We start from the raw sequence: 25,641 nt of genomic DNA on the forward strand, positions 1-25,641 counted from the left end.
CCGAATAAGAGGGGTTGGAGCACTGTAATGTGCTCCAACCCCTCTTCAGTCAGCTGCGTCAGGCCTCAACCCTTATCTCAGTCACTGGCAGGCGAACTCTGAGCGGACTGCTCAGAACCTTGACCATCCTGGCTCTGGCTGTCGGCCTCGCCTACTGGCGGAACATCAGCGTCGGAAGAGCTCACCGAAGCTCCGACCAGTTCAGACTTCTGGTCCTGTTTATCAGCGGAGCTGGCCGCATGCCGGGGTCCCTCGAAGGGCTTTCCAGTGAAGGTGAACTCACCCAGGATGCCCTCGCCTTCGGCATCGACCTGGACGGACTCATTGTCCGTAAGGTCGCCCATGAGGATCTTCTCGGAGACGGCATCCTCGATATCCCGCTGGATGACACGGCGCAGGGGCCGGGCACCCAGGAGCGGATCGAAGCCCTTCTCGGCCAGCAGATCCTTGGCCTTGTCGGTCAGATCCAGGGACATGTGGCGCTCGAAGAGACGGTCGTTGAGCTGAGCGATGTCCAGATCGACGATCTGCCGGACCTGGGGCTCGGTCAGTTGCTGGAAGACGATGATGTCATCCAGGCGGTTCAGGAACTCGGGCCTGAACTGCTGCTTGAGCTCACTGGTCACCTGGTCCTTCATCCGCTGATAGGAGGTCTCGGTGTTGCCGCTCACGTTGAAGCCGGTGTTGGCCGCCTTGGCGATGTCACGGGTTCCCAGGTTGGTGGTCAGGATGATGATGGTGTTCTTGAAGTCCACCATGCGACCCTGCCCATCGGTCAGGTGGCCGTCGTCCAGCACCTGCAGAAGGGTGTTGAAGATGTCCGGATGAGCCTTCTCGATCTCGTCGAAGAGGACCACGGAGAACGGCTTGCGCCTGACCTTCTCGGTCAGCTCGCCGCCCTCTTCGTATCCCACGTACCCCGGAGGGGCACCGAAGAGACGAGAGGTGGAGTACTTTTCCGAGAACTCGGACATATCCACCCGAATCAGGGCATTCTCGTCGTCAAAGAGGAACTGGGCCAGAGCCTTGGCCAGCTCGGTCTTGCCCACGCCGGTGGGACCGGCGAAGATGAATGAACCTGCGGGACGCTTGGGATCCTTGAGGCCCACACGGGTACGGCGGATGGAGCGGGACAGGGCGGAGACAGCCTCATCCTGGCCGATGATCCGCTTGTGCAGCTCCTTCTCCATGCCCAGGAGCTTCTTGGACTCGGCCTGGGTCAGCTTGAAGACCGGGATTCCGGTGGTCGAAGAGACTACCTCGGCGATCACATCCTCGTCGACAACCATCTTGACGTCGGATTCGCCCTCGTGCCAGGCCTGCTCCTTCTCCTTGCGCTCGGCCTCCAGCTTCTCCTGGCTGTCGCGCAGCTGAGCGGCTTTCTCGAAGTCCTGGTCCTTGATGGCCTGGTCCTTCTGGGCGGAGATGCGATCCACCTTGGCGTCCAGCTCCTTGAGCTCCGGCGGGGCGGTCAGCCGCTTGATGCGCAGACGTGCGCCGGCCTCATCAATCAGGTCGATAGCCTTATCAGGCAGGTTCCTGTCCTGAATGTAACGCGCAGAGAGCTCGGCCGCCGACTGCAGGGCCTTGTCGGTGATCGTGACGTGGTGGTGATGCTCGTAGCGGCCGCGCAGACCCTTGAGGATCTCGATGGTCTGGGCGATGGTGGGCTCGGAGACCTGGATGGGCTGGAAGCGCCGCTCCAGGGCCGCATCCTTCTCGATGTACTTACGGTACTCGTCGGTAGTGGTCGCTCCGATGGTCTGCAGCTCGCCGCGGGCCAGCAGGGGCTTGAGCATGTCAGAGGCACCGAGGGCCCCATCCGCCGAACCTGCGCCGACGATGGTGTGAATCTCATCGATGAAGAGAATTATGTCGCCGCGGGTCTTGATCTCCTTGAGCACCTTCTTCAGACGCTCCTCGAAGTCGCCCCGGTAGCGTGAACCAGCCACCATGGAGCCCAGATCCAGCGAGTAGACCTGCTTGCCCTTGAGGGTCTCGGGGACATCGCCGTTATGGATCTTCTGGGCCAGTCCCTCGACCACGGCGGTCTTGCCCACGCCGGGCTCACCGATCAGCACGGGGTTGTTCTTGGTCCTCCTGGAAAGGACGACCATGACCCGCTCGATCTCGTTGGCCCGGCCGATGACCGGGTCCAGCTTGCCCTCAGCGGCTTCCTGGGTCAGGTTCCTGCCGAACTGGTCCAGAATGGCCGAACCGGTCTGTCCGCCCTTGTTGGCAACGCCGCCGGCATTGGCCAGATCGCCCTTGCCGGCATCGCCACCCTCATGGTTGCCGCGAATCATGTCAATAGTGGCGGTCCGCAGATCGCCCAGGTCCACACCCATCTTGATCAGCACCTGGGTGCCGACGCCCTCACCCTCGCGGATGAGTCCCAGCAGAATGTGCTCAGTGCCAATGTAAGAATGACCCAGCTGAAGCGCCTCGCGCAGCGACAGCTCAAGGACCTGACGGGCGTGCGGCGTGAATGGGATGTGCCCATTGGGAACCGCATTGCCCTTACCGATCATCTCCTCAACCTGCTTGCGGGTGGCATCCAGTTCCACGCCCTTGGAGGCCAGGGCCTTGGCGGCGACACCGTCACCCTCCCTGATCAGGCCCAGGAGGAGGTGCTCGGTGCCGATGTAATTGTGCTGCAGGGTGCGGGCCTCTTCCTGCGCCAGCACAATCACCCGCCGCGCACGGTCGGTAAACCGTTCGAACATACTTGTCCTTCCCTTTGATCCGTAATTCACTCTACAGATTTACGGTGACGTTTATTCTCGGCCCGCCGGTGATTGCGCTCTGAACGCAACGAGGCCTGGAATCAGTCCTCTGAGCCGTCTTCCGACTGCATCTGCTCCATGAGTTCCACCTCAGGACGCTCCTCCCGTGGCTTCTGCCTGACCACATCGATATGAAGATCGTCATAGGCCGGCTGGGACTGTACCCAGAGATGGGACTCCTCCTGGGGCTCAATCTCGGAATGCTCGCCGCAGCCATGATCCAGGGAGACCACGCGCCCGTCGTCCGGGCTCCAACGGTTGGCACAGACGCCGAACATGGTACCCAGATCACCTGCCAGGGGAATCATGAAGCCGCAGGTCTCGCAGGCCTTGCCCTTGGCCGTCCGGGTCGACAGGGACTTGGGACCGTGCTGCCCCTCGTACCAGCGCTTGGCAGTGGCGGACCTGGCCTCAGGGGTCATCAGGTGCCGACGGGTCAGAGCGAAGCGATCGACGGCCTCGTCCAGGTCGTCGGAGGAGGTCTGTGCGCCGAAGGAAACCTGATCATCCGCTTCCTGCTCATGAACGTCTTTTTCGTCACCCGAGCGGTCCACCAGGCGGAAGACCGCACCGTCGGTCTGCTGATCAGAGTCGTCAGTCTGCGCCGAGGTTAATGCTTTCTGGCCTTCTTCATTGTCCCCTGGGGTCTGCTGTACTTCAGAATTCTGAGGCTTAGCCTGCACAGGCTTGTATCCGGCCGTCAGCCTGGGGTCGTCGGGGTCGGTTCCCATGGCATCGGTCACGCTCAGATCCGAGGGCAGCAGACGATCCTTCCAGGGAACCCATGCCGGGGGCTGCAGGGCCGCATCGGTGGGCACCAGAGAGGATTCATCCACAGTCCAGGTATCGGCATCCTCATCACGGTAAAGAGTGACCGACCACTGCCAGCCCTCATAGCCCTTGATGGCCGAGGCGAACCGGTAGTCCCAGACTCCATCCCCGATCAGGGTACGGCCGACCAGCGCACCGACCTCATCGCTGTCGGCAGCCACGCTCAGAGCCACCCGCCTGGCCAGTTCCTCAGGATCCAGGTCCTCTTGAACCATCTATCACACCTTCATCATCAGTGGGATCGGACAAGACCGATCCACGTCGGATTCTTCTCGCCGTCCACTCAGTCCGGCACGTCAAAGTCATCTGCCACAGCCCTCAGGAGGGTGGCCAGCTTGGCGGATTCGGCCCGACCCGGATAATGGTGCCGACGCAGGCCATTGCCAGCCGAATCCAGCAGCTTGATCAAATCCTCCACGATGGCGGCCATATCGTCCGGATCAGGTCGCTTGGCGCGCAGAATGGAGGGGGTCGGCCCCACCAGCTTCAGATCCAGGGCCTGGGGGCCCTTGCGGCCCTCAGCCACCGAGAACTCCACCCGGGATCCCTTGCGTATGGTGGACACACCAGCGGGCAGGGCTGATGAGGGCAGGAAGACATCCCCACCTTGTTCATCCGTGATGAACCCGAACCCCCGCTTGGCGTCGTACCACCGTACTCTCCCGCTGGGCATGCTCTGCCACTTCCTTACGTTGCTTCTTGAACAGGTATATCCGAAATCAGTTTACCTGAACAGGACGGGCAGGACGACCCATCTTGTCATAGGCGTACGGGGCGGTTGGTGGCAGGATTGGCCTAACCCTCAGCTCCCCCCTGACCCCGCCTGACGCCCTGGGGTATGACGATGGTGAAGGTCAAACCGCCTCCCGGGGTCTGCGAGGCGCAGATGAACCCCTGATGAGCCTTGACAATGGACTGGACGATAGCTAGGCCCAGCCCCGTGCCGCCCTTCTCCCGAGCCCTGGACGGATCGGCTGTGTAGAAGCGCTCGAAGAGCCTGGACCTGGATTCCTCCGGGACACCTGGCCCGTGGTCGACCACCCGGATGATGGCGTAGTCAGTGCCCACATGGCTGTTCTCCGCCACCTGGATCGCCTCGGTCAGGTGTCCCAGAGAGGATTCGGTGGCCTCCAGCCTGGTCAGATCCGTTGGAGCAATGGTCGCCTTGACCAGGCCCAATCCCACCTGAACCGGCGAATCAGACGGAGTGTAGCGGTGGATATTGCCCACGATATTGGTGATCACCTGACGCAGGCGGCTGGGGTCGCCAGTCACCTGTACCGGGGGCAGGGGGCCCTCCTGAATGTCAAGGCTGACGGATGGACCCAGGTGCCCGCCCACCGTGATTTTCTCCTTGCTGCGTGCCTTGAGGCCCGGCAGACCCTTGTTGGCTGCGACCGGGACCTCCTGGGGGGCTGGCTGATCCTCGGTGTGCAGGCAAACCTTTCCTGTAGCCACATCCCTTCCCGGATCCAGGGCATGCAAGTCGTCCACCCCGTCACCCACCAGTCCGGTCAGATCGACCGGCAGGGTCGGGTCGATTCCCCTGCCCTCATCCAGGCGTGCAAGCGAGAGCAGATCGGTGACCAGGACCGTCATCCTGGTGGAAGAGTCCTCAATGTGCTGGATGGACTTGTCGGCCCGCTCCAGAGCCCCCGGATAGTCGCGCTGCATCCTATAGAGCTCAGCGTAGCCGTGGATGGCGGCCAGTGGGGTGCGCAGCTCATGGCTGGCATCCGAAACGAACTGTTTCATCTTCTCGGTGGTCTGACGCTGCTCGTCGAAGGAATGCTCGATTCGCGCCAGCATGGCATTGAGGGATGCCGCCAGGGAGCCCACCTCGGTATTCTCCGGGAAGCTGGGAATGCGTTGGGAAAGGTCGCCGGCCGCTATCTTTGCAGCGGTCTTCTCGATGCGTTTGAGGGGAACCAGGGTGGACTGGATCAGCAGGACCGAGATGACTCCGCCCAAAAGAACCACCACGACGGAAATGATCATGCAGAAAGCCGTCAGATCATGCACAGCCTCGTCCTGGTCGCTCATGGACAGGCCGATGAAGAGCACGCCGCTGATTTCGGAACCGTCCAGTTCGTTGCGCAGCTTCCACTGCATGGCCACAACACGCCAGGAGGCCCGGGCCCGCTTCATGGTGTCCCGGTCGGGCGAGGCCTGCTTGGAGATGCGCACGTAGGCTGGTACCGTGGTCGGCTGGCCCAGGGGTATCGAGCCCAGGCTGCCGTCGGTTGGAAGGCGCGGGCGGGAGATGACCCCGTTGACCTGCATGGGGTTCAGATCGTCCGAAATGATGTGCAGGTCGTTGTCACGGATCTGCAGGAAGTAGTCGGTTGGGCCCAGGCCGTTCTTGCTCAGATCCTCCTGGCGAAGAAGGGTGGCGTTGCGAATTCCCAGGTTGGCCTGGCGGATCAATTGCGTGTCCGTACGCTTCATCAGATAGTCGTCGGCCATCTGGCAGATGGCTACGGAGACGCCCACCGTGCCCACGATGAGCAGGATGAGCATGCTGGCCACAAGTTTGGTGCTTAGGGGAATGGCAGCCAGAGGCGACCTGGGCAAAGAACGCCCCCTCGGCTTGCCGGAGCCGGCTGCCTTGCCGGAGTCCGAACCCATGAAGGATCCGGACCTTTCAGCCGTCCTCGGGTCGGGAGCGGCCGACGGTTCTTTCTTGGGGGCCGGACCCTGGCGACTAGTCACCATCGCCGCCGTCCGATGCGTTCTGCCTGGGTGCCCGGATCATGTAGCCGATGCCCCGCTTGGTCTCGATCAGCGGGGTGACCTTGTGCTCCCCGCCGTGTCCGTCGCTGACGGTGATGCCATCCACTTTCTTGCGCAGGTAGGAGATGTAGGATTCCACAATGGCCGCATCGCCGCCCCAGTCGTATTGCCAGACGTGGTCCAGGATCTGGGCCTTGCTGAGCACACGACCCTCGTTGTCCATCAGGTAGCGCAGCAGCTTGTATTCGGTCGGGCTCAGGTCGATGGGTCGGCCGGCCCTGGTGACGTCGTGGGAATCCTCGTTGATCTCCAGATCGCCCACGCGGATGATCGGGTCGTCCTCCTGGTGCTCGCGGGTCCTGCGCAGTATGGCCTTGATCCTGGCCACGACCTCCTCCAGGCTGAAAGGCTTGGTCACATAATCGTCGCCGCCCACAGTCAACCCCATGACCTTGTCCTGGGTGTCGTCCCTGGCGGTCAGGAAGAGCACCGGCGCATCGATTCCCTCCTGACGGATGCGGGAGGTGACCGTGAACCCATCGATGTCAGGCAGCATGACATCCAAGACAATCAGATCCGGTTGGACGCGCTCGATGACCTGAATGGCCTCGGAGCCGGATGCCGCGGTCTCGACAGCAAAGCCCGCGAAGTGCAGGGAGGCCACCAGCAGATCCCTGATGGACGGTTCGTCGTCGACCACGACCAGTTGTGCTTGCGTCGGTTTGCTCATGACTTCAGCTTGCCGCCTCTTTCTGGGTATTGTCTGAAAGTTCGCTGATCGTCTCTATTGGCTTTGGTTCCTTCTTTGCTGCTCTGGACTTGCGATGATGAGCCCCGGCTCGGCTGCTGCGACGCCACCAGATCACAACGACCACGGCCAGAATGACCAGGACCACAGCCGTCGCCGAAAGAGCGATGATCATGATTCGGTGATGTCGTTGGTTTTGGTTCAGGGTCTCCACCTGGGTCATCATGGCCTTGGCCGAGCCCACCCAGTCAGGGTTCCGACCCTTGGTCACCGGCTCCAGAGCAGCCTGTGAGAGCTGATCCACGCTGGTTTGATCCTTGAGCCAGGCCTGCGAGTTGCTGGAGACCGCCACGACCAATTTGCCGTCCTGGGAGGCCACGGCCAGCATGACTGTGTCGTGGGCGGGCTTCATCGATTCGAGCACCCGGGATGCCCAGGTCTCCGGCTTGACGCCCGAATAGAAATGCGGCAGGTAGAGCAGTCGGACCGATACTCCGGTTTGCTCTGCAGTCTCCTTGATTGCATCCTTGACGGAGCCCACATCAGAACCCAGCAGATTCTGCGGATCGGTGATTGTATCGGTCATGGTTCCGGCCCCGGTCTGAGGTCCATCGGCAAAAGCACTGGTCGGTCCAAGGATGCCGACCGCCAAAACCATCAAGAGCAGGAAAGCCAGAATCCGCTTCACTGCTGAAAGACTGAACGGGCTCGTCTTGTGGAGGGAAACTCGTTCGACCACATGGGTGCGCGGACGGGGCAACTGCGTGAACACTGTCATAGTGTCCACAGTAGCGGTTGACGGCCTTGGACTCCCCCACCATCACCGCCATTCACGGAAAGGACAACCATGACACGATTCCAAGTTGATTCGGATCAGATACAGACAGCCTCCGGCGCGGTCAGCGGCTCGATAGGGGCCATCAGAGATGCCGTGGCGGGCATGTATACCAATCTGGACAACCTCCAAAGCGTCTGGCAGGGTTCGGCGGCAAGCCAATTCGCCACGGTGGCCCAGCAGTGGCGCGCCTCGCAGGCCCAGATGGAGCAGGCACTTGAAGGCATCCAAGCGGCCCTGACCCAGGCCTCGGCTCTCTACGCAGACACCGAGGCCCAGGCCACCCGCCTCTTCGCCGGAGCCTGAACGCCTGGATGATGAGGCAGCTCAAAGCCATACAACCACAGGGTATTCATGACGTATCGGATCCAGACCTGACAGGCACATGGAAAGGCAGAACATAACAGAGACAGGGGCCTGCGCACCATTGTCCGGTGCGCAGGCCCCTGTCTCTGGCAATCACCCGGTTCAGCCGAAACTCCGGCCGAACCTCAAGGGATCAGTAGCCCATGTCGCCCTGAGGCTGAGCGGCAGCAGGTGCCGGAGGCTCAGGCTTGTTGGCCACGACAGCCTCGGTGGTCAGGAAGAGCCCGGCGATGGAGGCAGCGTTCTGCAGGGCGGAACGGGTCACCTTGACGGGGTCGGCCACGCCGGCCTCCAGCAGGTCCTGGTACTCGTTGTTGGCGGCGTTGAAGCCCTGGCCAGCAGGCAGCGACCGGACCTTGTTGATGACCACGTCACCGGAGACGCCGCTGTTCTCGGCAATCTGCTTGATGGGGGCCTCAATGGCGCGGAAGACGATGGAGGCACCGGTGGACTCGTCGCCGTCCAGCTTGACCTCCTTCTCGGCCTTGGCAGCGGCCTGAACCAGAGCCACGCCGCCTCCGGGCAGCAGGCCCTCTTCGATGGCGGCCTTGGCGTTACGGACAGCATCCTCGATGCGGTGCTTGCGCTCCTTGGCCTCGACCTCGGTGGCTGCGCCGACCTTGATGACGGCCACGCCGCCTGCCAGCTTGGCCAGCCGCTCCTGCAGCTTCTCGCGGTCGTAGTCGGAATCGGTGTTCTCGATCTCGGTGCGGATCTGGCCCACGCGGGCGGAGACCTCGTCCTTGGAACCGCCACCGGAGACGATGGTGGTCTCGTCCTTGGAGACGATGACCTTCTTGGCGGTGCCCAGCACGCTCATGTCGATGGAGTCCAGCTTGAGACCAAGCTCATCGGAGACAACCTGTGCGCCGGTCAGAATGGCCATATCCTGCAGCATGGCCTTGCGGCGGTCTCCAAAGCCAGGAGCCTTGACGGCGCAAGAGTTGAAGGTGCCGCGGATCTTGTTGAGGATCAGGGTGGGCAGCGCCTCGCCGTCCACATCCTCGGCCACGATCAGCAGGGGCTTGCCGGTCTTCATGACCAGCTCGGCGATGTGGACCACGTCCTGCTGGCTGGAGACCTTGCCCGAGGTCAGCAGGATGTAGGGATCATCCAGGACAGCGGTCTGGTCGTCGTTGTTGGTGACGAAGTAGGGAGCGATGTAGCCCTTGTCGAAGCGCATGCCCTCGGTGAACTCCAGGTCCAGTCCGAAGCGGTTGTTGTCCTCGACGGTGACCACACCATCCTGGCCGACCTTGTCCAGAGCCTCGGCGATTTCATTGCCGATCTCGGGGTCACCTGCGGAGATGGTGGCGGTTGCAGCGATCTGGTCCTTGGTCTCGACTTCCTTGGACTGGGCCACGAGCTCCTTGACGATGGCGTCGGCGGCCTTCTCGATGCCGCGGCGCAGGGCGATGGGGTTGGACCCGGCGGCCACGTTCTTCAGCCCCTCATGCACCAGGGCCTGGGCCAGCACGGTGGCGGTGGTGGTGCCGTCTCCGGCGACGTCGTCAGTCTTCTTGGCGACTTCCTTGACCAGCTCGGCGCCGATGCGCTCGTAGGGATCCTCCAGGTCGATCTCCTTGGCGATGGAGACGCCATCGTTGGTGATGGTCGGTGCGCCATAGGACTTATCCAGCACCACATTGCGACCCTTGGGGCCCAGAGTGACCTTGACTGTATCGGCCAGCTTGTCCAGGCCGGCAAGCATGCCCTGACGAGCTTCCTCGTCATACTCGATGATTTTTGCCATTGTTGCTTCCTCCGTCATGGCTTGAGGTTTCATGACCCACCGTCGGCGTGGAACGGAACCCGACCGTCAGCTGTCGCGTTATCACTCCCGCACCTCGAGTGCTAATTCAGCAGATTAGCACTCGATGAGGCCGAGTGCCAACCCGAAGGGAAAATACGCTGCAGGCTGTATGTCATCTTGCCCGGGCATATCGGACGCGCCGACAGATAATCCACACCCTGCACAGTCCTGGCTCGGCATCTGGCTACAGGCGACGTGTCATAAAAAAGGACCCCGGAATGACCGGGGTCCCCATGACGAATACAGAAGACGACAATCAGAGCTTGGTGACCTTGGTTGCCTGCAGACCCTTGGGGCCCTGCTCCACCTGATATTCGACCTTATCTCCCTCATCAAGGGTCTTGAAGCCATCGGACTGAATGGCCGAGTAGTGCACGAACACGTCCTCACCGCCATCGTCGGGATTGATGAATCCGTAACCCTTGCCAGCGCTGAAGAATTTCACAGTGCCTTGTGCCATAACTAACTTCCTTAACATAGGTGCCGCGTCACAACAGATACGAGACTGACCGCATCTGCCTGGTCGGCAAGGTCAGTTTAGGCCTATTTATGGGGCAATTGCAAAACGCCGAGCCGAAATTCCGAATGTTTTGCCGTGGTATTTCTTCCACTCTCCGGTTGGCCGAACTTCACTGCATAAGGATGGCTTCAACCGGAGTCGTGGTCACGGAGGACTGCTCCACCTGGGCAATACCCAACACGTTGGCCACCTCTTGGGCTGTGGCCTTGTCGGCCTCGTCACGGTAGCGGACCATGCTTACGCCAGGCAGGGCACCTTGCGGGTTGGATGCCGTGACCGCAGTGTACCCGGCATTGACCAGAACCTGGCGCTTCTTGCCGGCATACCCGGTGACCCTGGTTCCATTGATGACGGTTACCCGCGTGCCCCGGTTGACCACAGGAGCCGGGCTGCTGCTGGAAGCGCTCGCTGAAGGCGACTGGGAGGAGGGCTCAGAAGTTTGTTCCTGGGAGGCTTGATCGGTAGCGGTCGCGCTGCTTGAAGCCGAAGAGGAGGCTGAACGCTTCGGCAGATGACTGCTGATGACCCTGGAGGCTTCATTGTGCGTCTGCTGCCAGGGCAGGGAGCCGCTGACCGCAGCCCATAGGCCCAGACCGCACAGCACCGCCAAGACAACCACCAACAGGTAGGGCAGGACCCTGACCGACAGGGAACGGGGCCCGCGATGCACGCCGACCGGCCCCTTGGGAGGGTTGTCGAACGCATCATGAACCTGAGGGCGCGCCTGCGTCCCATTGTCGCGCGTGCTAGCCATGAACTCTCCTCTGCTCCACCGGATCATGAACCATTATAAGTAATGCGTCGCCGGGTCAACATTCAACCGACCATTCGACGTCCTCCGCCAACCCTGGAATGGCCGAGGCAGCCCTGACCGACCCATAACGCCAAGCGATATAGTGACCTTATGAACAGCAGCCAGCCAATTGCCGCAACCTCCCCTGAGCCGACGAACCGAACCGGTACCAATCCTCCGACCATAGCAGGAGGCCAGGGCCGAACCCAGCGCAAACCTTTGAGCGCCCTGGTGGACCCCGGCTGGGCCCGCGCTCTGGCACCAGTCGAACCCAACATCCACCGGATGGGCGACTTCCTCAGGAGCGAGCTGGCCCAGGGCCATCGCTACCTGCCTGCCAGCAAAAACATTCTGCGCGCCTTTACCATCCCCTTCGACTCCATCAAGGTCCTGATCGTGGGTCAGGATCCCTATCCAACGCCCGGCCATCCGGTGGGCCTGAGCTTCTGCGTGGACCCCGCTGTCAACCCCATCCCCGGCTCCCTGCGGAACATCTACGCCGAGCTGAGCGCCGACCTGGGCCTTCCCACACCCTCCAACGGCGATCTGACGCCTTGGACCAGGCGAGGGGTCATGCTGCTCAACCGCTGCCTGACCGTGCGGGTGGGCAAGCCGGCCAGCCACCGGAACAAGGGCTGGGAGGAGATCACCGACGCCGCCATCCGGGCTCTGAACGACAGACGCGACCAGGAGGGCAAGATCCGTCCCCTGGTGGCCATTCTTTGGGGACGACAGGCCCAGAGCCTGGAGCCCCTGCTGACCAACGCGGCCATCATCAAATCCCCGCATCCCAGCCCCTTGTCGGCCCGGTACGGCTTCTTCGGTTCCCGTCCGTTCTCCAAGGCCAACCAAGCGCTGGAGGCCATGGGCGCCGAGCCGGTGGACTGGTCGCTGACCTGAATCCTGCTGGCTGAGTCGTCAGGAAATGCCGTTACCATGTCTGCTATGGCATTATTCCCACCTCGACCCAGTCAGTCCCCATCTGTTCAGCCCAGTCAGGACCGGCAGGTTCCGCCGATCAGCCAGGACGACCTGCAACGTTGCCGTCAGTTGGCCGACCGCATCCGGACCCGCTTTTCAAGGACCCTGGTAGGGCAGGAAAACCTGCGCGAGGCACTGATCCTGACGCTGGTGGCCTCCGGACACATCCTGATCGAATCCGTTCCCGGACTGGCCAAGACCACTGCCGCCCAGACCCTGGCCACTTCGGTCTCCGGCAGCTTCAAGCGGATCCAGTGCACACCCGACCTGATGCCCTCGGATCTGGTAGGCACCCAGGTCTATGACTTCTCCACCCAACGATTCTCCACACAGCTGGGCCCCATCCACGCCAACTTCGTCCTCCTGGACGAGATCAACCGCTCCAACGCCAAGACCCAGTCGGCCATGCTGGAAGCCATGGCCGAGGGCGCCACCACCATCGGCGGCGAGCGCATAGCCCTGCCCAGGCCCTTCATGGTGATCGCCACCCAGAACCCCATCGAGGAGGAGGGCACCTACAACCTGCCCGAGGCCCAGATGGACCGGTTCATGCTCAAGGCCGTCATGACCTATCCTGATGCCGACCAGGAGACCCGGATGCTGCAGATGCTGACCAGCCGCGGCACTGATATGCCCGGCAAGGACGATCGGGATGCGCTGACCATCGCCGATGTGGACTTCCTGAGGCGGAAGGCCCGGCAGGTCCACGTGGCACAGCCCATCATGCGATATGCAGTCGATCTGGCAGCCACCAGCAGGGGGGCTGGATCGCGGCCCATCCAAGGGCTGGCCGAGCAGGTGAGGCTAGGAGCCAGTCCACGCGCCTCCATCGCCCTGGTGCGCATCGGCCAGGCCAGAGCCCTGCTGACAGGCAGGGATTACGTCATTCCCGAGGATCTGAAGGACTGGGCCCATTCGGTGCTCCGCCACCGGATCCTGCTGACCTTCGAGGCCCAGGCCGATGGCATCAGCAGCGATGATGTCATCGACCAGATCGTCGACACGGTGCCGGTGCCATGAGCCGTCGACGCTCGGATCGCGACCCGGTCCGCAGACGGATCGAGTCCTTGGATACCAGCCTGCGCCTTCCCACGGTGCGCCGGGCCCTGGGCCTGTTGGAGGGCGAGCATTCCTCCGGCCGTCGAGGCGGCGGGGACGAACGTGCCGATCTGCGCGCCTATGAGTTCGGCGACGAAACCCGCATGATCGACTGGCACGCCAGCGCACGGGTGGGTCGGCCTATGGTGGTTGAGCGCGAGCGCCTGGTCACCAGCAGGGTCTGGCTGCTGCTGGACATCGGCCGGGAGATGTCCGGAACATGCCCTGATGGGGAGCAGGCCATCCAGGTAGCGGCCAACGCCCTGTGCATGTTCGCCTCCCTCTGCCTGCGCCGCAGTGATGAGGTGGACCTGGTCCTGGTCGATTCAACCGCCATCCGCCGCATACCCTGCCAGGGCGGCTTCGCCCGTTTCGAGCAGACCCTGGACCGGGCTCTGGAGTCACCGCCGGATCAGCCACGCAACCTTGAGGCCCTGCTGGGTTACGCCACCGGCATCCAGGACCGGCAGGCCATGCTGGTCATCGCCACCGACCAGTCGGCCTTGAACCTTGACCTGATGCCGACCATCCGCCGGCTGGCCACCACCCACCCCGTGAATCTCATCGGTGTGGAGACCATGAACCCCCTGCGCCAGCAGCCCGCTGTGGGCTCGGTAACGGATGCGCCCAGCGGACGGAAGATCCCGGCATTCCTGCGCACTGCGAACGGAACAAAGGCTGTGGACCTGCACAGACGCTATCAAATTGAAGCCTTTGGCCGGGAACTGTCCAGAATCGGAGCCTCGCTGATCCGTGCCGACTCCAGCACAGCCATGTTCAACAGGTTCATCCACCTGCTTTCAGCCGGCCGACCGGGCATCCCCATGCGACGGACGGTGATGGCGGCATGAACGCTGTCGCCCTTATTCGTCTTGCGTCAGGTCATGGCCGGATCAAGGTCATGCCCACCATGACCCAGCCCACCTGGTTGCTGACCCTGACGACGACCGCCATCATTCTGACCCTGGCTCTGGCCGCAGCGGCCGTTCTCCTGCCCAGGTTCCGGCGTCAGCAAGAGGAGGGTCCGGCCCAGGTGAGCTCCGACTCCCGCGATGCATGGCGGCAACGGATTGATCAGGTGGTGGCCCGGTACGACAACGGCGAGCTGGACCGCGACCAGGCCATGACGGCACTGGCCACCATCGCTCGTGGATTCGCCTCCCGCTCCTGGAACAGCGACATGAAGACCAAGACCCTGGCCGAAATCCAGGCCCAGCCCCGTACGCCGGGCACCCGGAAGGGCCTGGACCTGCTTCGGCAGACCATAGATGCCCTTTACCCGCCTGAATTCGCCCTTCCCCGAGACAGCGCAGGAACCGACGCCACGGTGAATCAGGCGGCCGACTGGGTGCGGGACTTGATTGAACGGTGGCCGCGATGAGCATAGGCAATCTGTCCTGGAGATGGCCCTGGCTGCCTGTTCTGGCCCTGGTCCTGGCCCTGGCGTTCAGCCTGCTGGCCTACCGTAAGGCGCGTCGTGGCAGGTCTGATCAGGAACCGGGAGCCCGGGTCTGGACCTTGAACAGCGACCTGGACACCGAGGAGGGGCATGAAGCCCTGCGGCGCTGGCGGCGATTGAACCGTTGCGCCGCAGCCCTGCTCTCTCTGGCCTTGTTGATGGTTCTGAGCCTGGCTGCAAGGCCCGCCCGGGTCGATCGGACCTTGGAGCAGGGCCATAACCGCGATATTGTCCTATGCCTGGATGTGTCCGGCTCCACCCTGCCCTACGACCGGCAGGTGATCGCCTCCTACCTTGATCTGGTCCGCAACTTCCGGGGCGAACGCATGGCTCTGAGCATATTCAACTCCACCTCGCGCACCGTCTTCCCCCTGACCGATGACTACGACATGATCACCGCCGAATTGAGCAAGGCGCGGCGGATCCTGGACGGGGTGCAGTCCCAGGACCGCATCGATGCCATGAGCGGGCGACAGTACCAGGACATCAGCGACTGGCTGGAGGGCACACAGAACCGCCGGGACACCACCTCACTGATCGGCGACGGGCTGGTGGGCTGCGCTGCGCTCCTGCCGCAATTCGCCCCCAAGGACCAGAGCAAACCGGCAAAGGCCGGCCAACGATCGAGCTCCCTGGTCCTGGCCACCGATAACGTGGTCTCCGGCAAACCCACTTACACCCTGGAGGAGGCGCTCAAGCTGACCTCGGCAGCAGGAATCGCCGTGGACGGCCTCTATTCGGGACCGGACCAGGGTACCGAGGATGAGAGCACCAAGCAGATGCAGCGGCTGATCGAGGCCCGTGGCGGCATCTTCCTTAGACGGCAGGACGGGAACTCCATCAACGCGCTGGTCCGCCAAATTGAGCATCGGCACGGAGCCGACCCCCGCCAGCAGGAGCAGTCCAGCCTGGTGGATGCACCCGGCTGGTGGACCTTGGCCCTGGCCCTGGCACTGTCGGGTTATCTGCTCCTGGCCTGGAGGCTGAAGCGATGAACATACTCAAATTCCTGACCTTTGAGCCTGCCCTGGGCTGGGTGGCCGGCGGCCTTCTGGCGGGTCTGCTGCTGCTCCTGGCCCTTGCGCTGGTCATCCATGGACTGCGCAAGGGCCGGGATACCGATGCCGATCGCTGGGCCCTGACCCGACGCACCGCCATGGTCCTGATTCTGGCCCTCATGGTCCTGACCCCCAGCACGGTCAGCAAGACCACCAATAAAGCCGTCAACGCCACAGATGTCTTCATTGCGGTTGACGTGACCGGGTCCATGGCTGTCAAGGATGCCGGATATGGCGACCAGGAAGGAATCAGCCGACTGGATGCGGCCCGGTCAGCCGTGCACGACCTGACGCGCATCTATCCTGATGCCTCCTTCTCGGCCCTGAGCTTCGGCGCCTCGGCCAGCGTCGATCTGCCCCTGACCCCCGACGTGCGGGCTGTGGACAACTGGGCCAGAGGGCTGGCTACTGAACCCACCTCCAGGTCCGCCGGCTCCAGCCTGGATGCTCCGCTGGATCGCCTGAGTCTGGTCTTGAAACAGACCAAGGACCGGCATCCTGACGACAGAATCCTGCTCTACCTGATCAGCGACGGCGAACAGACCGGACCGGATGAACGACGATCCTTCAGCGTGCTCAGGGAGGGATTGGACGATGCCTTCGTGCTGGGAACCGGCTCGGCCAAGGGCGGCATGGTGCCCTTGAGCTCGGATGTCGCTGGCAGCGATGCCGACGGCTGGGTGACGGACCCCAAGACCGGGCAGCCGGGGATCTCCGCCATGGACCCGAAAACCCTCAAGGCCATGGCCGACGAGATAAGCGGCCACTATCAGGCCCTGGCCAAGGGGACCACGGTGCGTGAGGGGGTCACGGCTGCGGTTTCCAAGCGCTACCGGGTTACCAGGGTCGACCAGGTCCGCCAGCATGTCACTCCGCTGGTCTGGCCGCTGGCACTGGTGGAACTGGCCCTGATCCTGATTGAGGCGGGGCTGTGGGTCCATACTTCAAGGAGACTGCTATGAGTAGGAAATCCCAGCAGAGAGCAAGGAGCAGAGGCCGCCTGCGAGTGCGCCTGATTTTGGCTGGCTTGGCCTTGGTCGCAGCCCTGGCCGGGGCCTGGGGCCTGATCAACGTCAAGGCCATCGCCACCTATAACGAGGGCACGCACACGTTGAGCACCAACGTTCGACAGGCCCAAAACCCCCAGGCCGATCCAGCATCCATCAAGGCCCTGCAGGACCAGGCCGAACATCTCTTCGCCCAGGTCGAACGGCCGGGACCCCTGATTCTGCCACAGACCAGAAAGGCTGCCCAGGCCAACCGCGCCGCCAACGCTGCGCTGACCAGCCGCACGGAGCATCTGCTCAAGAAGCAGAAGGCCGATAAGGCCCAGGATAAAAGGAACGGATCCGGCAAGGACTCCTCCCAAGGACTGACCAAGCAGCAGGAGGCCGAGGTGGAGGATCTGCTCAAACGCAACCAGCAACAGAGTGAACCGTCGACCTCCCCCACGCCGACAGGCAAGGCGGGCGACAACAAGGGTCAAGGGAAGAACGTCAAGCCTTGGTGACCGGCCCACACAACCTTTCGCGTGAGTCATTCCACCACCCTCTTTCCCAATAAATCGATCCCCATGCAGACGAACGTCCCATGAATATCAGACCGACAGAATTAACGGTAAATCCGTCCACAGCCGGATGAATCGGACCTCATTCGACCACATGGCCCTACGGGGATCATTTCAGGATGATTGCAATGTTGTAGTGGAGACATGCATAGGTCATCCTCGTCACTACCCGCCCTGGGTCCCTTCCTTGAGCAGCAATCCTTCCTGGCTGATCCGGAAGCGGCCCAAACCTGCCCCTGTCATGCTAGAGCGGCCCGCTGCCGGGCCATGCTGTCCGATATGGCACGGCAGTCGCGAACCACTCTGGTCCATCTGAGTGAATTAGCCGACCAAGCTCTGAGGGTCGACTGGGAAGGCCGGGCTGCTGAGGCCTATAGGGCCCAGGTGCGGGCCATGGATGCCGTCTGCCAGGATCAGCGCATCCAGGCAGGCCGCACCCTGAGCCTGATCGATCAAGAGATCCGGCCATGAAGCGGACAATCACTGCCGCCCCCGACGCCAACGGCTATACGCGCACCGAGCTGGACCACCTGACCGGCATGGCGGACCGGCTCAACCAGGCAGGTGGTGCCCTGGCCACCATGCAGTCCCAATGGGTTCTGACCAATCAGGCCATCTGCAGAACCATGCCGGGACTGCCTGCCCTCCCCTGCACCCAGGCTGCCGTACCGCCGCCGGGCCATGCCCATCTGCCCATGGATCGGATGGTGTCCTTCTGCAGTGACCAGGCCCGGGCCTGCGAAGACCTGCGCGACCGGCTCCAGTCTGTGGCCGACAGGCTGACCAGAGCCTACGGGCTGTACTCGCAGGCTGAATCGTTCATGGACCGGCTGATGGGCTCCCTGACGTCCAAGGCCCTGACCGTCTTTGAGCCTATTGCCCCGTTCATGCTGGGATCCATCGGTTTGGGCCTGGGGGTGGCCAAACTAACCGGTCACCTGGACACATCGCAATTCCAGGAATTTATGGAAACCACAGCCAGCATCCAACAGCCCCTGCTGACCGCTGTCGCATCCGGCCTGTCTTCGGACCATCATGATCCCATCGGCGGATTGGTCACCGGCCCGGGCCTTTTGATGCCCCTGATACTCGCTCATTTCCAGGGTGACCGAATCACGATGGATTCCGTTCAGCCACAGGGCAAAGGATTGGGCGAGGCCCATGACATCGCAGGCGCCCTGCACAACCTGGAGACCCTGGGTTCCTGCCGGGACGGCATTCCCTACGCAACCGTCGCCGTACAGCGCTACCGAAAGGCCGACGGCAAGGATCACTGGCTGGTCTACATACCCGGCACCAGCTCCCATCTGGACTCCCCCATCGGATGGGCCCAGAACATCCAGCTCATGAGCGACAAGGCTTCGGTGCGCGACAGGGCGGCCTCCCTGCGTCTGGTGGACCAGGCCATGTGTGATGCGGGGGTGCGCCCGGACGATCCTGTCAGCCTGGTAGGCCACTCCCAGGGTGGGATCGTGGCCGCCACCATGGCCTCGGATCTTTCGGACCGCTACAGCTTCGATCACATCGTGACCGTCGGCTCGCCCATCGCCCATCGCAAAATACAGCCTGGCACCTGGGTGACCAGCGTGGAGATGCGCGAAGAGCTGGTCTCCAGCCTTGACGGAGCCGACAACCCCTCTCGCTCCAATCAGCTGACAGTCAGGGGACGAGCAGGTGGACCTCCCCCTCCCGGCGGCAGCCAGACTGGCCGAACAGTGACCACAGCTGGACCCGGCAAGGAATCAACCCACGGCATGGCCTACCAGCAGGCGGCCTGGGCTGACGCCCGAGATCAGAACTCACCAGCAGTACGACGTCAGGACGACCACTTCACCCATGCCATTGAAGGCGACCTGCAGGAGACCCGCTACTATCGTGGCAGGCTACGACGATGAGCAGGACACGCGGGCCCCCAGGAGCGCCCGTGCCGGTTCCCGCTGGTTGACCCGGTCGTCTAGGCTGGAGGCATGAACCTGAGCCGAATCACCCCAGTCGTCCCCCTCAATCCCCTGGATGGACGTTACCACAGACAAACCGCCGATCTGGTGGAGTATCTGAGCGAACCCGCCCTGAACCGCGAGCGCATGCGAGTCGAGGTCGAATGGATGATCATGCTGGCCAACGGCTATCAGGGCAACGGCCAGCACCCGGTCCTGCCGGGCGTAGAGCCTCTGACCGAGAAAGAAATGGCCTACCTGCGAGCCATACCCGAGGATTTCGATGCCGATGGCATCACCGAGCTGGCGGGCATAGAAGCCCAGACCCACCATGATGTCAAAGCTGTGGAATATTACATCGACCGCCGTCTGGAGGTTGCAGCCACAGCACTTGGCTCCGAGTCCCAACTTCCGAGTCTGACACCCCTGGTCCACTTCGCCTGCACCAGCGAAGACATCAACAACCTGGCCTATGCCCGCTGCATCCGAGGTGGGGTCGAGCAGGTCTGGCTCCCCAAGGCCACCCGGATCGAGAACCATCTGTCAACCATGGCGGAGCAATACCGGGATCTGCCCATGCTCGCCCTGACCCACGGCCAGCCGGCCACACCCACCACCCTGGGCAAGGAGATGGCAGTCTACGTCCACCGGCTGCACCGCCAGTTGGACCGGATCCACAATCAGGACTACATGGGCAAGATGAATGGCGCCACTGGAACCTTTGGCGCCCATCTTGCCGCCCTGCCGCAGGTGGATTGGATAGATCTGACGCGGACCTTCATCGTGGAACGGATGGGTCTGGTCTGGAACCCGCTGACAACCCAGATCGAGTCGCACGACTGGCAAGCCGAGCTCTTCAGCAACATCGCCCACCTAGGGCGGATCCTGCACAATCTGGCCGTGGATATTTGGATGTACATCTCCCGTGGCGTCTTTGCCCAGGAACCCGTCAAAGGCGCGACAGGATCCAGCACCATGCCCCACAAGGTCAACCCCATACGATTCGAGAACGCCGAAGCCAATCTGGAGATCTCAGGAGCCCTGCTGGACACCCTGGCCACCACCCTGACCGAAACTCGTTGGCAGCGGGACCTGACCGACTCCACCACCCAGCGCAACATCGGTTCGGCCCTGGGCTACAGCCTGCTGGCTCTGGACAACCTGGACGGCGGCCTGCAGACCATCCACCCTGACAAGGCACTGATGGCCCGCGAGCTGGACAACAACTGGGAGGTCCTGGGCGAGCCCATTCAGACGGCCATGAGGGCCGCTGGACTGGCTGGACGCTCAGGCATGGATCATCCTTATGAGCAGGTCAAGGAGCTGATGCGGGGCAAGAGGATTGGCCGGGAGGATGTCGAGCACTTCATCGATAGCCTGGACCTGGACCAGGACACGGCCAGTCGGCTCAAGGCCCTGACGCCGGCAACCTACACCGGTGCAGCCGGAACCTTGGTGGACTTCGATCGCGACTGACCATGACCCCGTCCCAGTCGACCATTACCCCCGAGGACACCGATTCCGCCGAACCTGTTAAGGCCGATCAGGTCGTCATACGGGATACTCCGCCCCAACGAGTCCATGACGCCGAGGACCTACTTCGTGCCTTGGCGGCTCTGATCCTGGGAATCCTGGTCACCCTGGCGGCTGTCTATCTGAAGGGCATAGCGGCCGGGGTCGAGTCGGACATGCGTCAAGCCGGCAATGCCATGGACTGGCTCATGGACGTACCCACGACATTCCTCCAACAGGCAGTGACCGTGACCGTGGTCCTGGCCGTGCTTATCCACCTGCTGGTCAATAGGGAGTGGATCCAGGCCATCACTGCACCCCTGGCTATGTTTCTTGGGTTCGGACTGGTCGTACTGACCTCAAACCTGATCCTGAAGGCGGGCAACCCGACCCTGATTGCCTCATTCAGCTCCCAGAATGCCATAGGGTCGCCCGTCCTGCTGCCTGACTTCTATGCCGGTCTGGCTGCCTTTCTGAGCGCAGCAGGACCCCGTCGCCTGCGCAGCTCGGTCAAGTGGGGATGGAACGCTCTATACGTCGTGGCCATCATCATGGTCGCCATATCCTCCAATTCGGCCAGCGGGGTTCTGGTCTCGCTGATTCTGGGACGGATCATGGGCATGGTCGTCCGATACCTGGCGGGGACGCAGAACAAGGGCGCCTGGGGACAGGGAGTAATACAGGCCATAGCCTCCATCGGCATCCACGCCGCCAGCCTGGAACGTCAGGATCCCAGTATGGATGCCGATGGCCAGCCCCTGCCCGCCCTCGACGACGACCTTATCGAAGCTTCCCGCATCTACAGAGCCCAGGACAGGAATGGCCGCAACTATACGGTGTCGGTCATGGATGGCCAGCTGCACACCATGGGCTATCTGATGCAACTCTGGCAGTGGATCAAGCTGTCCGGAGTCTCCATGCGACGGGACCGTTCGGTCAGAAACTCCATGCAACACCACATGGCCATGCTGACTGAATTGCGCGATCTGGGGCTGACCGCCCTACACCCCTACGGTCTGGCTGAGAGCGCGGAATCCTCGATTCTGGCCCTGGAGGATGACGTCCACCTTCGGCCTTTGGAACCCGCAAGCCTAGACATCGACAGGGCCAAGCAGCTGATGGACTACCTTCGTCGGGCCAACGAGCGCGGCTTTACACACCGCCGCATCCGCCCGGAGACTCTGGCCGTAGACCAGTCAGGCTGCATGGTCATCGCCGGCTGGGAGAATGGTGACAGCGCCAGTTCTCAGGCCAACATCGCCCTGGACCGTATCCAGCTTCTGACCTTGGTCGCCACGCTGATTGGTGTAGACCAGGCCATCGAGGCCGCCCGTGCCTCCTGGGGGGTCAAGACCCTGGCGGGGCTGTCGCCCTTCTGCCAGATGGTGGCCATTCCCTCACAGACCCAGGCCCTGCCCGGCTGGGATCGACAGATTCTGACCGACCTGCGCAAACAGCTGCGGGCCCTGGCTCCTCCTGAGTCGGTGGCGGAGACCGGCCAGGTGACCCTCTCCCGCTTCAGCCTGCGAAGCTTCGTGGCCCTGGCCCTCTTGGTAGTGGCAGTGGCGGTCATCATCACCCAGTTCAACCTGCCCCAGGTCATCAGCGCCGTCCGCAACGCCAACCCCTGGATGGCCGGACTCTCCTTCTTGCTGGGATCACTGTCCTGGGTGGGCTGCGCCATCACCCTGGGAGTCTTCATCGACCCGGCCAAGCGCGACTTCAGGGGCATCTTCCTATCCCAGGTCGCATCCTCGTTTACCTCGGTCTCCATGCCCGCCGGAGTTGGACCGGCCTTTGTCAACCTGCAGTTCCTGCGGCGGGACGGTTACGACAACACTATGGCCACGGCCATCATGAGCGCCGTGGTGGCGGTCCAGTTCGCGACCACCTTCTGCCTGCTGATCGTCATCGGCCTGTTCACCGGGCGCAACACCCTATCCGGGATGATTCCCACCAACACCCTGGTCATCGTCATCGGGACGGTGGCCATCATCGCGGCCCTGATCATGGCGGTACCTTACACACGGCGGCTGGTCATGGAGCGGCTTATGCCCATCGTGGCCTCCTACGCCCGCCACCTTGTAGAGATTCTGACTCAGCCCAGGCAACTGGTGGTGGCCGTGCTCGGGGCCGTCCTGCAGTCTGCCGCCCTGGGCATGAGCTTCTGGGCCGCCCTGATGGCCTTCGGCTGCAGGACCAACGTGTTCGAGACCACCTTCGTCTTCCTCCTGGCCAACACGCTGGGTTCGGCCGTCCCCACTCCCGGCGGCCTGGGGGCCATAGAGGCGGTGCTCTTCTCCGCCTTCCGCCTGGCTGGCGTTCCCTCGGGTGTGGCCATCTCGGCGACTCTGGTCTTCCGGGTGGCCACCTACTGGCTACGCATCCCCCTGGGAGCCCTGGCCATGCGCTGGTTGAGCAATCACAATCGCATCTGAGGAGCTCTTCGGGCAGCACCAATCCAGATGGCCTCAAAAATCGCATGGTGAAATGTCGGAAACCCCCGGAAAATGCGGTGTTTGGGCCTAATCTGCGGTAATATCAGTCATTGACCGTTGGGCTTTCCCCAAATCAAGCAATGGGAGGCCCCCGAAAGAAGGATGTTCTATGGCATACAACAAGTCTGATCTCGTTTCGAAGATTGCGCAGAAGTCCAACCTGACCAAGGCTCAGGCGGAAGCTGCTGTCAACGCCTTCCAGGATGTCTTCGTCGAGGCCATGAAGTCCGGTGAGGGTCTGAAGCTGACCGGTCTGTTCTCAGCCGAGCGTGTCAAGCGTGCCGCCCGTACCGGACGCAACCCCCGTACCGGTGAGACCATCAAGATTCCGGCCAGCTATGGCGTGCGTATCTCTGCCGGTTCGCTGCTGAAGAAGGCCGTCACCAACAAGAAGTGAAACCAGCCTTTCTGCAAGGGCCCCGGCATCCATCCACGGCTGCCGGGGCTCTTCTTTTTGCAGTAAAACCCGAAAGATGATCAGCAGTGCAAACCGTCGCTAAGTACGCGGCTCTGTAGCACCCTTCAGGAAGTCCATCAGAGAGTGATATCGGGGTGGACCCAGATGGTCGAAGGGATCGGGCAGGGCCACCTCGACTCGGTGGGAACCACCCAGGACCAGGTGGCTCCAGTCGCATGACCATGTGCGCGTTCCCCGGTCTGCCACCCGGACGAAATCGCCACGCAGACGGGCCCGGGTATCCTCTGGAGGCTGGTCCATGGCGCGCTGAACTTCGGAGTCGTCGACCGGCGAGCGCATGAGCCCATGCCTGACCAGACCGGGGAAGGACCTTCCCTCGCTCAGATCGTGATAGTCCAGGTCCAGCGCCTCTTCCAGATCCCGTCCGGCGCCTCGTCGACTCAGGCCCTGGAGCAACCGCAGCTTGGCGGCCCAATCCACCCAGTCAGCCAGATCCTGCCAACGCCCCGCGTCCAGCGCATCCAATGCTGCCCTCCAAAGTTGCAGGGCACGCAGAGCCTGGGACCGGTCGATGCCCATATCCTCCTGCTGGTCCACCAAGGCCTTGCAGGCCGACCAATAGGACTCTTGTAGACCCAGAGCGTTGATGCCACCGGTCTTCGTGGAAGCCTGCAGGTCCAGCGTGACCCGGCCGGTCCGATCCCTACTGACAGCGCGGACTGCTGCACCGGGATCAGCCAGGGCCCAGTCTGCCAGGTCGGGTCGGCGGCCCTGGCGGCAGGCTTGTTCGATCAAGTTCAGGACCAGGTGGGTGCTGGCCATCTTGAACCAGGTGGCCAGCGGCGACCGGTTGGTATCCCCTACGATCACATGCAGACGCCGCCATCGTTCGGGATCGGCCAGAGGCTCGTCACGGGTGTTGACCATGGGACGGGCACGGGTGGTGGCCGAGGAGACCGCCTCGTCCAGATAGTCGGCCCGCTGGCTGATCTGGAACCCATCAGAGCTCATACGACCCGCCCCGGTGATCAGCTGCCGGGTGACCAAGAAGGGGACCAGACAGGCCCCAATCATGTCCAAGGGAACTCGCCGGTCCAGCAGGTAGTTCTCATGACAACCGAAGGCATGGCCCTGGGCATCCACATTGTTGGCAAAGATGTGAACCTTCACGGACCTGTTCAGGTCCTCTGTCAGACGTTTCCCGGCGCGCTCTGCAAGGTCGGTCATGATCCGTTCCCCGGCAAGCACCTGGGTCAGGGCTGTCAGCGGATCACGAGCCTCCGCAGTGGCATACTCCGGGTGGGAGCCCACGTCCAGATAGAGTCGAGCGCCATTGGGCAGATAGATGTTGGTTGATCCATGCTTATCAATCAGAGGACGGAACATGGCCATAGCCACCCTGCCGGCGGCATAGGGGCCACTGGCACCGGTCAGGCTCAGTCCGTACTCGGTCTCGATACCGAATATCCTGCGAAAGTCCGAGTCACTGCCCTGCCCGTCCGCCATGAATCACTGGCCGCCCTTCTGGACGAAGCCTTGCACGTACTCCTTGGCGTTGGTCTCCAGGGTGGTCTCGATGTCATCCAGGACGGCATCCAGATCGGATCCAGCCGCCTGGTCCTGTTCCTGTGCACCGATCTGCGGCAGATCCTCTTCCTGCTCATGCTGTTGCCCGGCTGCCATGCGTC

24 protein-coding genes are annotated in these 25,641 nt (G+C 62.6%); 13 read left to right on the forward strand and 11 right to left on the reverse strand.

The window, feature by feature from the left end:
- Nucleotides 1-77 precede the first annotated feature (77 nt).
- The 6 genes from P272_RS0105660 to P272_RS08705 all read right to left on the reverse strand — a co-directional run bounded on the left by P272_RS0105660 (nt 78) and on the right by P272_RS08705 (nt 7,786).
- Complete coding sequence (locus P272_RS0105660; protein WP_029678572.1) at nt 78-2,726, reverse strand: ATP-dependent Clp protease ATP-binding subunit; 2,649 nt, start codon at nt 2,724-2,726, stop codon at nt 78-80.
- Between the two features lie 101 nt (nt 2,727-2,827).
- The gene (locus tag P272_RS0105665) at nt 2,828-3,832 is read right to left on the reverse strand and encodes a DUF3027 domain-containing protein (protein WP_044097838.1); all 1,005 of its coding nucleotides are present in this window, start codon (nt 3,830-3,832) and stop codon (nt 2,828-2,830) included.
- A 68-nt stretch (nt 3,833-3,900) separates the two neighbouring features.
- Entirely contained in the window at nt 3,901-4,290 is a 390-nt protein-coding gene (locus P272_RS0105670; protein WP_015022102.1) for a cold-shock protein, read from the reverse strand.
- A gap of 122 nt (nt 4,291-4,412) precedes the next feature.
- A complete protein-coding gene (locus P272_RS09580; RefSeq protein ID WP_029678574.1) occupies nt 4,413-6,332 on the reverse strand; it encodes a sensor histidine kinase in 1,920 nt (639 codons plus the stop codon).
- Entirely contained in the window at nt 6,322-7,080 is a 759-nt protein-coding gene (locus P272_RS0105680; RefSeq protein WP_029678575.1) for a response regulator transcription factor, read from the reverse strand. Before P272_RS0105680 ends, P272_RS09580 begins: the two co-directional genes overlap by 11 nt.
- Before the next feature lie 4 nt (nt 7,081-7,084).
- Nucleotides 7,085-7,786 carry a TPM domain-containing protein gene (locus tag P272_RS08705; RefSeq protein WP_052323212.1) on the reverse strand — a complete coding sequence of 234 codons (702 nt, stop codon included), beginning with the start codon at nt 7,784-7,786 and terminating at the stop codon, nt 7,085-7,087.
- A 159-nt stretch (nt 7,787-7,945) separates the two neighbouring features.
- Here P272_RS08705 and P272_RS0105690 point away from each other — a divergent pair, with 159 nt between their 5' ends.
- Complete coding sequence (locus P272_RS0105690; protein ID WP_015022106.1) at nt 7,946-8,239, forward strand: WXG100 family type VII secretion target; 294 nt, start codon at nt 7,946-7,948, stop codon at nt 8,237-8,239.
- A gap of 193 nt (nt 8,240-8,432) precedes the next feature.
- Here the strand turns inward: P272_RS0105690 and groL are convergent, their stop codons facing one another.
- The 3 genes from groL to P272_RS0105705 form a co-directional block, all read right to left on the reverse strand.
- The gene (gene groL, locus P272_RS0105695; protein WP_029678577.1) at nt 8,433-10,052 is read right to left on the reverse strand and encodes a chaperonin GroEL; all 1,620 of its coding nucleotides are present in this window, start codon (nt 10,050-10,052) and stop codon (nt 8,433-8,435) included.
- A gap of 316 nt (nt 10,053-10,368) precedes the next feature.
- Complete coding sequence (locus tag P272_RS0105700) at nt 10,369-10,572, reverse strand: cold-shock protein (RefSeq protein ID WP_015022108.1); 204 nt, start codon at nt 10,570-10,572, stop codon at nt 10,369-10,371.
- A gap of 169 nt (nt 10,573-10,741) precedes the next feature.
- Nucleotides 10,742-11,386, reverse strand: coding sequence for a LytR C-terminal domain-containing protein (locus P272_RS0105705; protein ID WP_044097839.1), 645 nt, complete (start codon nt 11,384-11,386; stop codon nt 10,742-10,744).
- Between the two features lie 150 nt (nt 11,387-11,536).
- On the opposite strand from P272_RS0105705, the gene P272_RS0105710 reads away from it, so the two are divergent.
- The 12 genes from P272_RS0105710 to P272_RS0105765 all read left to right on the forward strand — a co-directional run bounded on the left by P272_RS0105710 (nt 11,537) and on the right by P272_RS0105765 (nt 23,932).
- On the forward strand, nt 11,537-12,325 hold the full coding sequence (locus P272_RS0105710; protein ID WP_253269675.1) for a uracil-DNA glycosylase: 789 nt from the start codon (nt 11,537-11,539) through the stop codon (nt 12,323-12,325).
- A gap of 45 nt (nt 12,326-12,370) precedes the next feature.
- The gene (locus tag P272_RS0105715) at nt 12,371-13,426 is read left to right on the forward strand and encodes an AAA family ATPase (protein WP_029678580.1); all 1,056 of its coding nucleotides are present in this window, start codon (nt 12,371-12,373) and stop codon (nt 13,424-13,426) included.
- Nucleotides 13,423-14,355 carry a DUF58 domain-containing protein gene (locus tag P272_RS0105720; protein WP_029678581.1) on the forward strand — a complete coding sequence of 311 codons (933 nt, stop codon included), beginning with the start codon at nt 13,423-13,425 and terminating at the stop codon, nt 14,353-14,355. Before P272_RS0105715 ends, P272_RS0105720 begins: the two co-directional genes overlap by 4 nt.
- A complete protein-coding gene (locus P272_RS0105725; RefSeq protein ID WP_052323213.1) occupies nt 14,352-14,885 on the forward strand; it encodes a hypothetical protein in 534 nt (177 codons plus the stop codon). The genes P272_RS0105720 and P272_RS0105725 overlap by 4 nt, the downstream gene beginning before the upstream one ends.
- Complete coding sequence (locus P272_RS0105730) at nt 14,882-15,958, forward strand: vWA domain-containing protein (protein WP_029678583.1); 1,077 nt, start codon at nt 14,882-14,884, stop codon at nt 15,956-15,958. Before P272_RS0105725 ends, P272_RS0105730 begins: the two co-directional genes overlap by 4 nt.
- Nucleotides 15,955-16,983, forward strand: a complete 1,029-nt coding sequence (locus P272_RS0105735) for a vWA domain-containing protein (RefSeq protein ID WP_029678584.1) — start codon at nt 15,955-15,957, stop codon at nt 16,981-16,983. Before P272_RS0105730 ends, P272_RS0105735 begins: the two co-directional genes overlap by 4 nt.
- Nucleotides 16,980-17,531, forward strand: a complete 552-nt coding sequence (locus P272_RS0105740) for a DUF6466 family protein (RefSeq protein ID WP_155805022.1) — start codon at nt 16,980-16,982, stop codon at nt 17,529-17,531. Before P272_RS0105735 ends, P272_RS0105740 begins: the two co-directional genes overlap by 4 nt.
- A 201-nt stretch (nt 17,532-17,732) precedes the next feature.
- Nucleotides 17,733-18,059: a hypothetical protein gene (locus P272_RS0105745; RefSeq protein WP_029678586.1), complete on the forward strand. Its 327-nt coding sequence runs from the start codon at nt 17,733-17,735 to the stop codon at nt 18,057-18,059.
- Nucleotides 18,056-19,483: an alpha/beta hydrolase gene (locus P272_RS0105750; protein WP_052323214.1), complete on the forward strand. Its 1,428-nt coding sequence runs from the start codon at nt 18,056-18,058 to the stop codon at nt 19,481-19,483. The genes P272_RS0105745 and P272_RS0105750 overlap by 4 nt, the downstream gene beginning before the upstream one ends.
- 72 nt (nt 19,484-19,555) lie before the next feature.
- Nucleotides 19,556-21,001, forward strand: coding sequence for an adenylosuccinate lyase (gene purB, locus P272_RS0105755; RefSeq protein WP_029678589.1), 1,446 nt, complete (start codon nt 19,556-19,558; stop codon nt 20,999-21,001).
- 2 nt (nt 21,002-21,003) lie between these two features.
- Complete coding sequence (locus P272_RS0105760; RefSeq protein ID WP_029678591.1) at nt 21,004-23,475, forward strand: lysylphosphatidylglycerol synthase transmembrane domain-containing protein; 2,472 nt, start codon at nt 21,004-21,006, stop codon at nt 23,473-23,475.
- Nucleotides 23,476-23,644: 169 nt separating this feature from the next.
- Nucleotides 23,645-23,932: an HU family DNA-binding protein gene (locus P272_RS0105765; protein ID WP_015022121.1), complete on the forward strand. Its 288-nt coding sequence runs from the start codon at nt 23,645-23,647 to the stop codon at nt 23,930-23,932.
- Nucleotides 23,933-24,031: 99 nt separating this feature from the next.
- Here P272_RS0105765 and P272_RS0105770 read toward each other — a convergent pair whose 3' ends face one another.
- Both P272_RS0105770 and P272_RS0105775 read right to left on the reverse strand, forming a co-directional pair.
- Nucleotides 24,032-25,459, reverse strand: a complete 1,428-nt coding sequence (locus P272_RS0105770) for a proteasome accessory factor PafA2 family protein (protein WP_044097840.1) — start codon at nt 25,457-25,459, stop codon at nt 24,032-24,034.
- A 3-nt stretch (nt 25,460-25,462) separates the two neighbouring features.
- Nucleotides 25,463-25,636, reverse strand: coding sequence for a ubiquitin-like protein Pup (locus P272_RS0105775; protein ID WP_441293860.1), 174 nt, complete (start codon nt 25,634-25,636; stop codon nt 25,463-25,465).
- Nucleotides 25,637-25,641 lie beyond the last annotated feature (5 nt).

This window comes from Bifidobacterium sp. 7101, from assembly GCF_000499285.1.
In the GTDB taxonomy this organism is placed as follows: domain Bacteria; phylum Actinomycetota; class Actinomycetes; order Actinomycetales; family Bifidobacteriaceae; genus Bombiscardovia; species Bombiscardovia apis_A.